Annotated in this window: 16 protein-coding genes; 9 read left to right on the top strand and 7 right to left on the bottom strand. The window is 60.0% G+C overall.

Going from position 1 to position 13,527, the window contains the following annotated elements:
- Window positions 1-2 precede the first annotated feature (2 nt).
- From VWZ81_RS18015 to VWZ81_RS17995, 5 genes are read left to right on the top strand one after another with little or no spacing between them, the layout of a single operon-like run.
- Window positions 3-440, top strand: a complete 438-nt coding sequence (locus tag VWZ81_RS18015; protein ID WP_416538344.1) for an HPr kinase/phosphorylase — start codon at window positions 3-5, stop codon at window positions 438-440.
- On the top strand, window positions 433-1,323 hold the full coding sequence (rapZ, locus tag VWZ81_RS18010) for an RNase adapter RapZ (RefSeq protein WP_416543456.1): 891 nt from the start codon (window positions 433-435) through the stop codon (window positions 1,321-1,323). Before VWZ81_RS18015 ends, rapZ begins: the two co-directional genes overlap by 8 nt.
- Before the next feature lie 9 nt (window positions 1,324-1,332).
- Window positions 1,333-1,740, top strand: coding sequence for a PTS sugar transporter subunit IIA (locus VWZ81_RS18005; protein ID WP_340546558.1), 408 nt, complete (start codon window positions 1,333-1,335; stop codon window positions 1,738-1,740).
- Entirely contained in the window at window positions 1,741-2,010 is a 270-nt protein-coding gene (locus tag VWZ81_RS18000) for an HPr family phosphocarrier protein (protein WP_340546559.1), read from the top strand.
- A 34-nt stretch (window positions 2,011-2,044) separates the two neighbouring features.
- The gene (locus VWZ81_RS17995; RefSeq protein ID WP_416543455.1) at window positions 2,045-2,935 is read left to right on the top strand and encodes a lysophospholipid acyltransferase family protein; all 891 of its coding nucleotides are present in this window, start codon (window positions 2,045-2,047) and stop codon (window positions 2,933-2,935) included.
- 121 nt (window positions 2,936-3,056) lie between these two features.
- On the opposite strand, the gene VWZ81_RS17990 is transcribed toward VWZ81_RS17995, so the two are convergent.
- Window positions 3,057-3,932: a 3-hydroxybutyryl-CoA dehydrogenase gene (locus tag VWZ81_RS17990; RefSeq protein ID WP_340546561.1), complete on the bottom strand. Its 876-nt coding sequence runs from the start codon at window positions 3,930-3,932 to the stop codon at window positions 3,057-3,059.
- A 155-nt stretch (window positions 3,933-4,087) separates the two neighbouring features.
- Here VWZ81_RS17990 and VWZ81_RS17985 point away from each other — a divergent pair, with 155 nt between their 5' ends.
- Window positions 4,088-4,909, top strand: coding sequence for a DUF6473 family protein (locus VWZ81_RS17985; protein ID WP_340546562.1), 822 nt, complete (start codon window positions 4,088-4,090; stop codon window positions 4,907-4,909).
- Window positions 4,910-4,989: 80 nt separating this feature from the next.
- Here the strand turns inward: VWZ81_RS17985 and VWZ81_RS17980 are convergent, their stop codons facing one another.
- The 6 genes from VWZ81_RS17980 to VWZ81_RS17955 form a co-directional block, all read right to left on the bottom strand.
- On the bottom strand, window positions 4,990-5,916 hold the full coding sequence (locus VWZ81_RS17980; RefSeq protein ID WP_340546563.1) for an electron transfer flavoprotein subunit alpha/FixB family protein: 927 nt from the start codon (window positions 5,914-5,916) through the stop codon (window positions 4,990-4,992).
- Window positions 5,916-6,674, bottom strand: a complete 759-nt coding sequence (locus tag VWZ81_RS17975) for an electron transfer flavoprotein subunit beta/FixA family protein (protein WP_340546564.1) — start codon at window positions 6,672-6,674, stop codon at window positions 5,916-5,918. Before VWZ81_RS17975 ends, VWZ81_RS17980 begins: the two co-directional genes overlap by 1 nt.
- Before the next feature lie 310 nt (window positions 6,675-6,984).
- Window positions 6,985-7,557 (bottom strand): cob(I)yrinic acid a,c-diamide adenosyltransferase, encoded by a 573-nt coding sequence (locus VWZ81_RS17970; RefSeq protein WP_340546565.1) that lies wholly within the window; start codon window positions 7,555-7,557, stop codon window positions 6,985-6,987.
- Window positions 7,558-7,560: 3 nt separating this feature from the next.
- On the bottom strand, window positions 7,561-7,767 hold the full coding sequence (locus VWZ81_RS17965) for a twin transmembrane helix small protein (protein ID WP_040176068.1): 207 nt from the start codon (window positions 7,765-7,767) through the stop codon (window positions 7,561-7,563).
- Window positions 7,768-7,834: 67 nt separating this feature from the next.
- The gene (locus VWZ81_RS17960; protein ID WP_416543454.1) at window positions 7,835-8,665 is read right to left on the bottom strand and encodes an SDR family NAD(P)-dependent oxidoreductase; all 831 of its coding nucleotides are present in this window, start codon (window positions 8,663-8,665) and stop codon (window positions 7,835-7,837) included.
- Window positions 8,666-8,698: 33 nt separating this feature from the next.
- Window positions 8,699-9,412 carry an SH3 domain-containing protein gene (locus tag VWZ81_RS17955; RefSeq protein WP_416543453.1) on the bottom strand — a complete coding sequence of 238 codons (714 nt, stop codon included), beginning with the start codon at window positions 9,410-9,412 and terminating at the stop codon, window positions 8,699-8,701.
- Window positions 9,413-9,725: 313 nt separating this feature from the next.
- Between VWZ81_RS17955 and VWZ81_RS17950 the strand changes: the two genes are divergently transcribed.
- The 3 genes from VWZ81_RS17950 to VWZ81_RS17940 form a co-directional block, all read left to right on the top strand.
- Window positions 9,726-12,074, top strand: a complete 2,349-nt coding sequence (locus VWZ81_RS17950; protein WP_340546568.1) for a DNA topoisomerase IV subunit A — start codon at window positions 9,726-9,728, stop codon at window positions 12,072-12,074.
- Window positions 12,075-12,202: 128 nt separating this feature from the next.
- Window positions 12,203-12,814: a hypothetical protein gene (locus tag VWZ81_RS17945; RefSeq protein ID WP_416543452.1), complete on the top strand. Its 612-nt coding sequence runs from the start codon at window positions 12,203-12,205 to the stop codon at window positions 12,812-12,814.
- Between the two features lie 276 nt (window positions 12,815-13,090).
- Window positions 13,091-13,527, top strand: a 437-nt coding sequence (locus tag VWZ81_RS17940; protein ID WP_416542767.1) for a GTP-binding protein, incomplete at its 3' end; no start/stop codon positions are given.

Genomic DNA, 13,527 nt, shown 5'->3' with positions numbered 1-13,527 from the left:
CCATGGCTGCGACGCCGACCTGTCGGCTTCACGCCAGCTGTGTCGCGGTGGCGGGGCAGGGTCTGTTGATCACGGGCGGCTCCGGCAGTGGAAAATCGACACTGGCCTTGCAAATGATGGCGCTCGGGGCGGAACTGATCGCGGATGATCAGGTGATCATAACTGCCAGCGATGACGCTCTGGTGGTCAGCGCGCCGGAACCATTGCGCAATATGATCGAGGCGCGCGGGTTGGGCCTGCTGTTCGCCCGGGCAGCAGACCAGGCGCATTTGGCCGGTGTCGTCGATCTGGATCATGTTGAAACCGAACGCCTGCCGCCCCAGATTGAAACCAGGATCCTCAACCGGCCAATCCGCCAGCTGCGTCGTGTCGACGGCCCGCATTTCGCCCCTGCGCTGCTGCAGTTTCTCAAACACGGAGCCTTGAATCCCGATGCCTGACCCGGATGCTGTCCCTGATCCAACGGCGGTGCCGATCGTTCTGGTGACAGGCCCGTCCGGTGCCGGGCGCACCACGGCCATCAACGTGCTGGAGGACCTCGGTTTTGAGGCGATTGACAATCTGCCTTTGCGCCTGCTGCCCGGTCTGGTGGAGACCAACAGCCTGACCCGACCGATGGCGCTGGGTCTGGACAGTCGCAACCGGGATTTCTCCCCCGCCGCCTTGCTTGATGTTATCGACATGCTGGCTGCGCGCCGGGATCTGCATTTGACCGTGCTCTACCTCGATGCCGACGCCGATGTCCTGCTGCGACGCTACTCGGAGACCCGGCGCCGGCATCCGCTCGCCCCGGCCGAGGATCCTGAGGTCGGGGTGCTTCGCGAGATTGATCTGATGCTGCCGATCCGCGACCGTTCCGACCTGTTGCTTGATACTTCGGAGATGAACATCCATCAGCTGAAGGCGGATATCGAGCGTCGCTTTGCCCCCGAAGGGCGGGCGCTGGCGGTTTCCTTGCAGAGCTTTTCCTACAAACGCGGCGTGCCACGCAGCATTGATATGGTGTTCGACTGCCGGTTCCTGCGCAATCCCTATTGGGAGAAAGACTTGCGAAGCCTAGACGGGAGGGATCCGAAGGTGCAGAGCTATGTCCAGGAGGACAGCCGCTATCAGCCGTTCTTTGACCGGGTGCTTGATCTGATCCGCTTGCTGTTGCCTGCGTATCGAGAAGAGGGTAAATCGCATCTCTCTATAGCATTTGGATGCACCGGAGGGCAGCACCGCTCGGTCACGATGGCAGAAACCCTGGCCAGGGACCTTGCGGAAAACGGGCAGCAGGTGTCAATTAGACACCGCGAGCTGCACGGCCAGCGACAGAAGTGAGGGACCGGCTTGATCGGAATCGTGATCGTTGCACATGGGGGGCTGGCCAGAGAATATCTGGCCGCCGTGGAACATGTTGTGGGTCCTCAGGTCTGCCTGGAGGCGATCAGCATAGGCCCAGAAGACGACCGGGATGAGAAGCAGCGCGAGATCTGCCGTGCTGCCGATGCCGTCGACAGCGGCGGCGGTGTCGTTGTGGTCACGGACCTGTTTGGCGGTTCTCCGTCGAACCTCAGCCTCTTGGCCTGTACGCCACCAGATCGCCGGATCCTCTACGGGGCCAATCTGCCGATGCTCATCAAACTGGCAAAATCCCGCCATCTGCCTGTTGCGGATGCGGTCAGGCATGCCATGGAGGCGGGCCGCAAGTACATTAACGCCCAAAATATCAACCCCGAAGGGGAGCAAGCGCACTAAATGGTTCGTAAAACGCTGAAAATCGTCAATGAAAAAGGACTGCACGCGCGCGCCTCAGCGAAGCTGGTCGAGGTGGTCGAGGGTTTTGATGCCACGGCCGAAGTCTCACGGGACGGGCTGTCGGCCTCCGGGGACAGCATCATGGGGCTTTTGATGTTGGCAGCCTCAAAAGGAACGACTATTGACATCGAGACCTCGGGCCCGGATGCAGAGGCGCTTGCCTCGGCGTTGGACACGCTTGTTGCTGACAAGTTCGGCGAAGGCTACTGAGGCTCATTCAAAGCTACGGAACAGGACAAGGCACTTGGCGGATACTGCGCATGATCGCGACGCTGGCGCGACGCCAGGGACCGAAGAGACCGGCGAGATCTATGACCGCCGGACTCTCACCTATGCCAATTCCTTTGACGACCGCTGGACGTCTTTTGCGATCCGCGCCATCGAATGGTGCACGGGCAAGCTGACGATCCTCAGGATGGTGCGCCGGTTCGAGCGCAGCAACGCCGAATACCGGGGCCAGAAATTCTGGCGCGGTGCCCTCAATGTCATGGGAATCGATCTGGAAACACCGCAGGAGCAAATCCTGCGCATCCCGCGAGAGGGGCCGGTGGTGGTGGTTGCAAATCACCCGCATGGGATGGTCGATGGGATGATTTTTGCGGATCTCATTGGCAGGGTGCGTCAGGATTATCGCATCCTGACCCGCTCCGTGCTGACCGGCCTGGACGAGGCGGCAACCTCTTTTATGATCCCGGTCCCGTTTCCCCATGACCCCGAAGCACAAAGCAAGATGGTCGAAATGCGGGCCAAAACGATGGCACATCTGAAAGAGGGGGGCGTGGTCGCGCTGTTTCCCTCCGGTGTGGTGATGTCCTCGGACAGCTGGTTCGGCCCCGCAATCGAGCGGGAATGGAACGTGTTCACCGCCCAGCTCATTCGCCGCTCCGGCGCGCGTGTGGTGCCCATCTTTTTTCCGGGCAGCAATTCTCGCTGGTACCAGATCGCCAATCAGGTCTCGCCGATCCTGCGTCAGGGGTTGTTGCTGCATGAGATCGTGCGATCCTGCAACAAGCCGCAGAGCCCGGTTGTCGGTGAACCCCTTAGCGATGCGCAGATGGAAAAGCTGCAGAGCGATCCGCGCGGCTTTATGGCCTGGCTGCGCGAACATACGCTGTCGCTCGGTACGCTGGGCTAGAGCCGCCGCGCGTCATCTTCTGGCTGGAAATATCCCCGTGGGATGAGCAGGCTTCCCGGAAACCGTCTGGCAGACGGTTTCGCCTGCGAAGGGGGCAGCGCCCCCTTTCTGAGATATCCGCCTATCGCGTCGGCACTGGGATCTCGCCCCGGTAATCATAGAACCCGCGTTGCGTTTTCCGGCCCAGCCAGCCTGCTTCGACATATTTCGTCAGCAGCGGGCAGGGGCGGTATTTGGTGTCCGCCAGACCATCATGCAGTACATTCATGATGGCAAGACAGGTATCCAGACCGATGAAATCAGCCAGCTCCAATGGTCCCATCGGATGATTGGCGCCCAGCTTCATCGACTCATCAATGGATTTCACGGATCCCACGCCTTCATACAGGGTGTAGACCGCCTCATTGATCATCGGCATCAGGATCCGATTGACGATAAAGGCGGGGAAATCCTCCGCGCTTGCTGCGGTCTTGCCCAGTTTTTCCACCACCGCGTGACAGGCCGAGAAAGTGGCCTCATCTGTGGCGATGCCGCGGATCAGTTCGACCAGCTGCATGACCGGCACCGGGTTCATGAAGTGAAACCCCATGAAACGCTCCGGTCGGTCGGTCCGGCTGGCCAGTCGGGTGATCGAGATCGACGAGGTGTTGGAGGTGAGAATCGTGTGCGGCAGCAGATGCGGCAGCAGATCCTCGAAAATGGCCTGCTTCACCGTTTCGCGTTCTGTCGCCGCTTCGATGACCAGATCAGTCTTGCCGACATCCGCCAGCGTTAACGTTGTCGAAATGCGCCCTAGTGCAGCGTCAACATCCGCCTGCTCAATCTTGCCCTTGCTGGCCTGCCGGGTCAGGTTCTTCTTCACCGCATTCACGGCACTGTCCAAGGCCTGTTGGCTTATGTCATTCAAAACAACATCATAGCCTGCCAGCGCCATCACATGTGCGATGCCATTGCCCATCTGGCCTGCACCAATCACGCCTATTTTCTGGATGTCCATCGCTCATGCCTCTTGGGAGTTTTCCGGCGGATCATACTGGCGGGTCCGTGGGCGGCACAAGGCCGATTGGCCGGGTTTTTAGGCAAAGTTGAGCATTAGCAATTCGTCAACGGATCTCGGATTAAGTGAGTCTCGGGTGAAATTTGGTGGGTATTATGAGCTATGAACTCAAGAGCGCGACAGCGCTTGCGGGCGAGCCTTGCAGCTATGCGGGCTCGAAATTATTGGTCCGCGGGCCGGCGCGTAATCTGACTGAACCATATTTGGCATTTATCGGCGGCACAGAGGTCTTTGGACGCTTTGTCGAACGTCCCTTCGTGGCCGAAGCAGAAACGATTCTACAGCGCCCCTGCGTAAACCTTGGCAGCGTGAATGCCGGGGTCGACAGCTTTTTGAGCGATCCGGATATTCTGGATATTGCCCGCAAGGCCGAAGCATCTCTTGTCCAGGTGCTGGGGGCACAGAATATCTCCAACGGCTATTACAAGGTTCATCCCCGGCGCAATGACAGGTTCTTATGCGCTCATGAGCCGCTGCGGGATCTGTATCCGGAAATGGATTTCACGGAGTATCACTTTAACAAGCACCTGCTGAGCGCGCTCCGATCTTGTTGCAGAACCCGTTACGAAACCGTTCGCGATCATCTGCAAGAGACCTGGGTTGACCGTATGGGAGAGCTGATCGCGGCGCTTAATGGGGAGGTGACTTTGCTCTGGATCCATTACGACGTCGATCATCAGGCCCTGTTTGGACATGAGCCTGCGCTGGTTGACCGGCCGATGGTGGATGCACTGCGTGCGCGTGTGCTCGGGGTTGTTGAGATCCCTGTCCATACCGCGCGGGATGCCGCAGACATTGACGGCATGTTCTACGGACAGCTTGACCTGCCGTCGGCCCAGCGAATGGTCGGCCCGAAGGAGCATGTTAGAATTGCGGCGCAGGTGGCGCAGTATCTGCAACCCCGCCTCAGGAACTGATCGCGACCCGAAAGGTTGTTTGAAACAAAAAAAAGCCCGCGACAGATGTCGCGGGCTTTTCACATGTTTACGCGATGCGCTTACAGTTTTTCGATCAGCTCGGGCACGGCCTGGAACAGGTCGGCCACCAGGCCGTAATCGGCAACCTGGAAGATCGGAGCCTCTTCGTCCTTGTTGATCGCAACGATGATCTTGGAGTCCTTCATGCCTGCCAGGTGCTGAATTGCGCCGGAGATCCCAACCGCAACATAAAGCTCAGGCGCCACGACCTTGCCGGTTTGACCCACCTGCCAGTCGTTCGGTGCATAGCCCGAATCCACGGCCGCGCGGGAGGCGCCAACCGCCGCACCCAGCTTGTCGGCCAGGTTTTCGATCAGTTTGAAGTCCTCTTCGGACCCAACACCACGACCACCGGACACAACAACACCGGCCGAGGTCAGCTCGGGGCGATCGCTGGCGGCGACTTTGTCCTCGACCCATTCGGACAGGCCGGGGTTTTCGGCAGCGGAAATGGTGTCAACGGAGGCGGAGCCGCCGTCACCAGCCGCGTCGAAGGTGGATGTCCGGAACGAGATCACCTTTTTGGCGTCACGCGACTTTACGGTCTGAACCGCGTTGCCTGCGTAGATCGGACGCTCGAATGTGTCGCCATCGACAACACCGGATACGTCCGAAATGACCATCACGTCCAGCAGGGCTGCAACGCGGGGCAGGACGTTTTTGGCGTCAGTGGTCGCAGGCGCCACGATGTGCTCATAGTCGGATGCCAGCGAGGCGATCAGCGCAGCAGTCGGTTCCGCCAGACGGTGGCCGAGCGAGGCGTCTTCAGCAACCAGAACCTTCGACACGCCTGCAATCTTGGCGGCTTCTGCACCGGCTGCTGCCGCAGAGGCGCCAGCGGCCAGAACGGTCACGTCGCCCAGCTTGCTTGCCGCGGTCACGGCTTTTGCGGTTGCGTCCAGCGCCAGGGCGCCATCGGTCACTTCGGCAAGGAGAAGAACAGCCATTACACAGCCCCCGCTTCTTTGAGTTTACCGACCAGCTCATCCACGGAGCCCACGATGATGCCTGCGGCACGGGCTGCGGGTTCAGTGGTGGAGATGATTTCCAGACGCGGGGAGACATCGACGCCGTAGTCGGCGGCGGTTTTCTCGTCCAGCGGCTTTTTCTTGGCCTTCATGATGTTCGGCAGCGAAGCGTAACGCGGCTCGTTCAGGCGCAGGTCAACGGTGACGATGGCGGGCATCTTCACTTTGATGGTCTGCAGGCCGCCGTCCACTTCGCGGGTCACAACGGCGCTATCGCCATCGATGTCCAGCTCAGAGGCAAAGGTGCCCTGCGACCAGCCCAGAAGCGCCGACAGCATTTGACCGGTGGCATTCATGTCGTTGTCGATCGCCTGCTTGCCTGCCAGAACCAGGCCGGGCTGCTCTTCCTCGACCACTTTGGCGAGGATTTTGGCAACGGCCAGCGGCTCGATATCGGTATGCACGTCATCTGCTGCAACAACCAGGATCGCGCGGTCGGCACCCATGGCGAGCGCGGTCCGCAGGGTTTCCTGCGCCTGCTTCACACCGATGGAGACAACGACGATCTCATCAGCTTTGCCGGCTTCCTTGAGGCGGATCGCCTCTTCGACGGCGATTTCGTCAAACGGGTTCATCGACATTTTGACGTTGGCGAGATCGACACCGCTGCCGTCCGCTTTGACGCGGACCTTCACGTTGTAGTCAATCACGCGCTTGACAGGCACAAGTACCTTCATTTTGCGTTCTCTCCTTAACAAACGGTAAGCCGCCGGGGCGACTCTCCTCCATGCTCTCGCGATGTTGATAGCGGCTTAGATTGCGCCGCAACAGGGCAAAATCGTCACGTTACCGCCCTCCGACGTCGCGTCTGACGGTTTGCATCAGCAGTTTTGCAGGAATGTTTCGCCGATAATGCTGCACTGCCGCAGCGGCAGCTATACCGGTGCTTGATCTCGATGGGACAGGTTGCCGCAGCGCTATGCGATCGCCGACCAGCTCTGCCACGCGCCGCTCGGCCGGGCGCATGGGGTATTGTCATTGCGGCGCTTACCGATTGGCGCCGGGCACCCAGAGCACATCGCGCGCGCCGTTGTCATTGGCGGCACGCGACGCAACAAAGAACCAGTCGGACAGCCGGTTGAGATATTTCACCGCTGCCGGATTGATGTCCTCCTGCGTGGCAAGCTCGGTTGCCAGACGTTCGGCGCGGCGCGCCACGGTACGACATACATGGAGATGTGCGGAGAGAGCTGCGCCGCCGGGCAGCACAAAGCTGCGCAGAGGCGCGAGATTGGCGTTCATGACATCAATTTCCGCCTCCAGACGCGCAACCTGTGCATCGGCAACACGCAGTGGCGGGTATTCGGCATTGGCATCTTTGTCCATTTCAGGTCGGCAGAGGTCCGCGCCCAGGTCAAACAGGTCATTCTGAATACGCGCCAGCGCCGCGTCCATCTCACCATCGGCCTCCAGTCGCGCCACCCCGACAAAGGCATTCAGCTCGTCCGAGGTGCCATAGGCATTGACCCGCGCGGAATGTTTGGCAACGCGGTCTCCATTGCCAAGAGCGGTGTCGCCCTTGTCGCCGGTACGGGTGTAGATCTTGTTCAATACGACCATGATTTACTGACCTCCCTGAGCGCGAAGATAGACATATCCGAGGATGAACACCACGGCGAGGAACTGAAACAGGATGCGCAGGCGCATCATCTTGTTGGCATTTCTGGCATTGAAGGCGCCGCCGGCGCCGAAGCCACCAATGCCGATTACCAGCACGATGACGGTTGCGGCGATCGCAGCAATCGCCAGGATGTAGAGCGGATCGCCCATCTTCTCGTATTCCTTGTTTCTTGCCGCGACAGCCGCCGCCTTCATGGCAGGGCCCGCCGCGCATCAGCTATCTAAGCCGCGCGAGGATACGGTCAATCGCGCGTGTGGTCAGGATGCGTTTTAGCACACCTCCGATATGGGTCGGCACGGTGACATAGTAACGCGGACGTGGCCGTCGGCTCTCGCAGGCATGGATCAGTTTGGCCGTGACTGAGGATGCCGGGAGTTCGAACCTGTCTGGTCCATTGCTTTCATAGAGCCGCTTCAGGAGGCTGGCCTCATAGCGGTCGCGCAGGGCGGAGTTCTCCCAATCGACGTATTTCTCGAAATGGGGAATGGCCTTTTCGCGGATCTTCGACGTCACAGGGCCGGGCTCGATCAGAACGACCTTGATGCCGCTGTCGCGCAGCTCAACCCGCATGGTATCGGTCAGCCCTTCGATGGCGTGTTTGGTCGCCACATAGGCGCCGCGCCAGGGGAAGCTCACAAAACCGAGGATCGAGGAATTCTGAACGATCCGCCCGTGCCCCTGTGCGCGCATCACCGGGATGACGTTGCGGGTCAGCTCGTGCCAGCCAAAGACATTGCTTTCAAAGATGCTGCGCAGCCCTTCGGTGGAGACGTCCTCAACAGCGCCGGGCAGCCCGTGCGCACCATTGTTGAACAATACGTCCAGCGTGCCGCCGGTGCGCTCCAGAACTTCTGCCAGACCGCTGCGCAGACTTTCTGCATCTGTGTAATCCATCAGCGGGCTGACAAATCCCTGCGCGCGCAGCCTGTCGCAGTCGACCGGTTTGCGGCAGGAGGCAAACACGGTCCAGCCACGTTCGCGCATACCATGCGCAGCATCCAGGCCGATCCCGGAGGAACAGCCTGTGATCAGGATCGTTTTCTGCATAAAACCCCTCGCGCGGTCACCTGTACCGGCGCTTTATGGGCGTTTCTTGCTCACCAGGGAAGCCGCAATCCAGCCAACCTTGCCGTCTTTTACGGTGCGCAGGTGCAGCCAGCCGGTGCCAATGTCCTCAACAACCGTGACTTTCTCGCCGTTGCTGAGCCGATCCAGGATCGGGTAAACCGTGCCGGGGCCTGTCCGCATGTTGACGCGGGTTGCAGTGATGGTGCGGATGTCTTCTGCGGGTTCGGCCGGGTTCAATTCGGCGGCATCCGCTTCGAGCGCGGCCTGAACCAGGGGTTGCCTCGACAGCCCATCCGACAGCGAGGCCAGCTGCACCGTTGCCGTATCGCCCGAACCCGGTATCCGCGCAGAGGCGGGCGCCGCAGCCTGGGCCACGGAAAATGCAGCGTCACTGTTGGTCAGCCCCTCACCAACGGCGGCGATCTGCGCCATCGCGACACGCGAACGCAGATTGGGGTCTGCGGAGGGGCGCGGCGATTTTGCGTTCATTGAGGTTGTAGCTGCGGTCTGTGGCACGCGCAGGGCCACCTTGCTGACCAGCGATTCTGCGGTCACCGCGGTGCGGCGCGCTGCGGTGTCGCTGGTGTCGACATCACTGCCAAAAGCAGCCTTGGCGATGTCGATGGCAGCAGAGGGGCCTTTGGGCGGCTCAAAATCAGCGCCGCCACTGGCTTCGTAAAAACCCCAGCCCAAAAACAGAAATGATGCGATAACAAAGCGTGACATATACAAATCCCCCCCAGGATCAGCCTGAAAACCTGTGCAAATTCATGATTATCGAGCATTCGCTCGGCTGCAGGTAATACGCACCCGCTGCACAGATTGTTCCGGCTTAACTTAGATCTTACAGGAGTTTTTCGAGTCGTAGTAGGGGAGAGGTGGCGACTTTCTCCCCCAAGCCAGCTTTGTCGGTCGTACGGGCGGTGGTCGGGCGACGGGCAGACCCTGCCGGTTGTGGTCGGGTCGATATATGGGGGTAACTCCGCATTTTCGCACGGCCCCGCTTTACCAAGACCGGAGGGGGCAGTATCACCAGAGCATGACCGACCTGGTAGATGATCAAGACACCCCCGATTCCCCCGCAACCGGAGAAATACTGGAGCCGCTGCGCCGTGCGATTGGCGAGCGGTACCTGACTTATGCTCTCAGCACCATCATGCACCGGGCGCTGCCCGATGCCCGCGATGGTCTGAAACCGGTGCACCGCCGCATTCTCTACGCGATGAGCCGCCTGCGTCTCACCTCGACGGGCGGCTTTTTGAAATCGGCCAAGATCTCCGGCGACACCATGGGTGATTTCCATCCCCACGGCGACGCGGCGATCTACGACGCGATGGCGCGTCTGGCGCAGGATTTCAACGTCCGCTATCCGCTGGTCGACGGGCAGGGCAACTTCGGCAATATCGACGGCGATAACCCGGCGGCCTCTCGTTACACCGAGGCACGGATGACCTTTGTAGCCGAGGCGATGCTGGACGGGCTGAGCGAGAACGCCGTTGATTTCCGTGACAATTACGACGGGCGTTTGACCGAACCGGTTGTTTTGCCCGCAACCTTCCCGAATATCCTGGCCAATGGTGCGGCCGGTATCGCGGTGGGCATGGCGACCAATATCCCGCCGCATAATATCGGCGAACTGATCGATGCCTGCCTGCATCTGATCAAGACCCCGGATGCCCGTGATGATACGCTGTTGAACTACGTGCCGGGACCGGACTTTCCGACCGGCGGCGTGATTGTCGAGCCACGCGAAAATATCGCCAAGGCCTATAACACCGGGCGCGGATCCTTCCGTCTGCGCTGTACCCATGAGGTTGAGGATCTGGGCCGTGGCCAGTGGCAGATCGTCATTACCGAAATCCCCTATCAGGTCCAGAAATCCAAGCTGATCGAAAAGATCGCCGAGCTGATCCAGACCAAGAAGATTCCGATCCTGGCCGATGTTCGGGACGAATCAGCCGAGGATATCCGCATCATTCTTGAGCCGAAGTCCAAGAATGTGGATCCCGAAGTGCTGATGAACATGATGTTCCGCAATTCGGATCTGGAAATCCGCTTCAGCCTGAACATGAACGTGCTGATCGACGGCGTGACCCCCAAGGTCTGTTCGATGAAGGAGGTGCTGCGCGCCTTCCTTGATCATCGTCGCGACGTGTTGCAGCGCCGGTCGCAGCACCGGATGGACAAGATCGACCACCGGCTCGAGGTTCTGGAAGGGTTCATTATCGCCTTCCTCAATCTGGATCGCGTGATTGATATCATCCGTTATGACGATGATCCCAAGGCCGCGTTGATGCGCGAGAACTGGGCGCTGGATCACCCGCGCGCCTATACCGAAGCCGATTATATCTCGCCCGCTGCCGGGCCTGGAGAGCTGAGCGAAGTCCAGGCCGAAGCGATCCTGAACATGCGGTTGCGCAGCCTGCGTCGCCTGGAAGAGATCGAACTAGTGCGCGAACGCGATGCCCTACAGGAAGAACGCGCCGGTCTGGTCGAATTGCTGGCCTCCGAGGAGCTCCAGTGGAGCCGCATCGCCGAACAGCTGAAGGACACCAAGAAGCAGTTTGGCAAATCCTATGAGGGCGGTCCGCGTCGCACCCGCTTTGCCGAGGCGGGCGAAGTCGAAGATGTGCCGCTCGAAGCGATGATCGACCGCGAACCGATCACCGTGGTCTGCTCGCAGATGGGCTGGATCCGCGCTATGACCGGCCACATCGACCTGGGCCGGGAATTGAAGTTCAAGGATGGCGATGGCCCTCGCTTCATCTTCCATGCCGAAACCACGGACCGGCTTCTGGTCTTTGCGTCCAACGGGCGGTTTTATACGATTTCCGCGTCCAACCTGCCCGGCGGGCGCGGCATGGGTGAACCCCTGCGCCTGATGGTGGATCTGCCGAATGAGGTCGAGATTGTCGATATCCTGATCCACAATCCAGACGGGCGCCTGCTGGTCGCCTCGGATGCGGGCAACGGCTTTATCTGCGCCGAGAAAGATATCGTTGCCCAGACACGCGGCGGCAAGCAGGTGCTGAACGTCAAGGATGACGACCGTGCTAAGATCTGCATCCCCGTGATTGGCGATCACGTTGCAGTGGTGTCTGAGAATGGCAAATTCCTGGTCTTCGCGGTTGAGGAGATGCCCGAGCTGTCCCGTGGCAAGGGCGTGCGGTTGCAGAAATACAATATGGCCCGTGGCAAGCAGGGGTCGCTGGAGCTGGATGGCGGTTTGAGCGATGTCACCACGTTCAACTGGGATGACGGTCTCAGCTGGGAAATGGGCGGTGGCAAGACCCGTCATGAAACCGATCTGGGCCAGTGGTTGGGCAAGCGCGCAGGTGTCGGCAAACGGCCGCCCTACGGGTTCCCGCGCAACTACAAGTTCAAATAGGATCAGATGTGGCTGCCCTGCACCTGTGACCTCAGCGCCACCCGGTGGAACCGTAGGGCCATGACGGCTTTACCGGTTCCGTACCGGGCGGCTATCTGGGGATGTCTTCTAACTGAAATGAGACTGCTATGATCCGGATCTTTACCCTCCTGGCCGCCATGGTCGCTGTCGCCGCCTGTACCGCCGCTGCGCCGGACGAACCGCTGGAGGAACTCGGGAACTTCAAGCTGGGCCATAACATCGTCATCGCATCCAAGGTTCAGATGGTGCCGGGGTCGCGGAAAGTCTCAAAAGAGGAATGGGTCGATATCCTCACCAATGAGGTCAATGCCCGCTTCAGCCAGTATCAGGGCGACAAGATCTATCATTTCGGGATCAGCGTTGAAGGGTATTTTGTCGCCCCCGGCGGCGTACCCCTCGTGCTCAGCCCGAAATCGGTTCTGGCGGTCAATGTGACCGTTTGGGACGACGCCGCAGGTGCCAAACTGAACAAGGTCGTCAAGAAATTCACCGTCTTTGAGACAACAACGGCAGACAGTTTCCTGGTGGGATCCGGTCATGCCCGGACCCGCGAAGAACAGATGCGGGGACTGGCGCGCAACGCTGTGGGCCAGATCGAGGATTGGCTGGTCGAGCAGCGCAAGGAAGAGGGCTGGTTCGGGCCCGAACAGACCTCCGGACAGGTCGACCAACCGCGCACCACCGGGGCGACAGAACCACCAGTAGCCGCGGCGGGCTGATTCCGCCTCACGCGCGCGGTGGATCCAGATCCGTTTCCGCCAGGCTCTGACCGGCCGACCCCCTGACACCGACATGGCCGATCATGCCCGATGCAATGAACCCTGTTGCCATTCCCCTGTGGCGGCAACTCTGTGGCCTGTGGTTCATGATCTGGCGGTGATTTGCGACAGGACGCACAGGAACGGGTTGATTTTCACCTATAAACCAAATAAGCCGCGCGCGCAGAGGAAATTCGGGTCGGGTTTCGACCCCCAATTCAAAAGGGCGCCTACAGAATGGCTAAGGAAAAGTTTGAACGTACAAAACCGCACGTCAACATCGGCACCATCGGCCACGTTGACCACGGCAAGACCACGCTGACCGCAGCGATCACCAAGTATTTCGGTGACTTCAAAGCCTACGACCAGATCGACGGCGCACCTGAAGAGAAAGCCCGCGGCATCACCATCTCGACCGCGCACGTGGAATATGAGACCGAAGGCCGTCACTACGCCCACGTCGACTGCCCCGGCCACGCTGACTATGTGAAAAACATGATCACCGGTGCGGCGCAGATGGACGGCGCGATCCTGGTTGTGAACGCTGCTGACGGCCCGATGCCGCAGACCCGCGAGCACATCCTGCTGGGCCGCCAGGTTGGCATCCCGAAGATGGTCGTGTTCATGAACAAAGTGGACCAGGTCGACGACGAAGAGCTCCTGGAGCTGGTCGA

The sequence above is a fragment of the Phaeobacter sp. JH20_34 genome, assembly GCF_048056095.1.
Lineage (GTDB): Bacteria > Pseudomonadota > Alphaproteobacteria > Rhodobacterales > Rhodobacteraceae > Phaeobacter > Phaeobacter bryozoorum.
The sequence above is the reverse complement of the archived record's forward strand: the minus strand, read 5'-3'. Positions and strand labels throughout refer to the sequence as shown.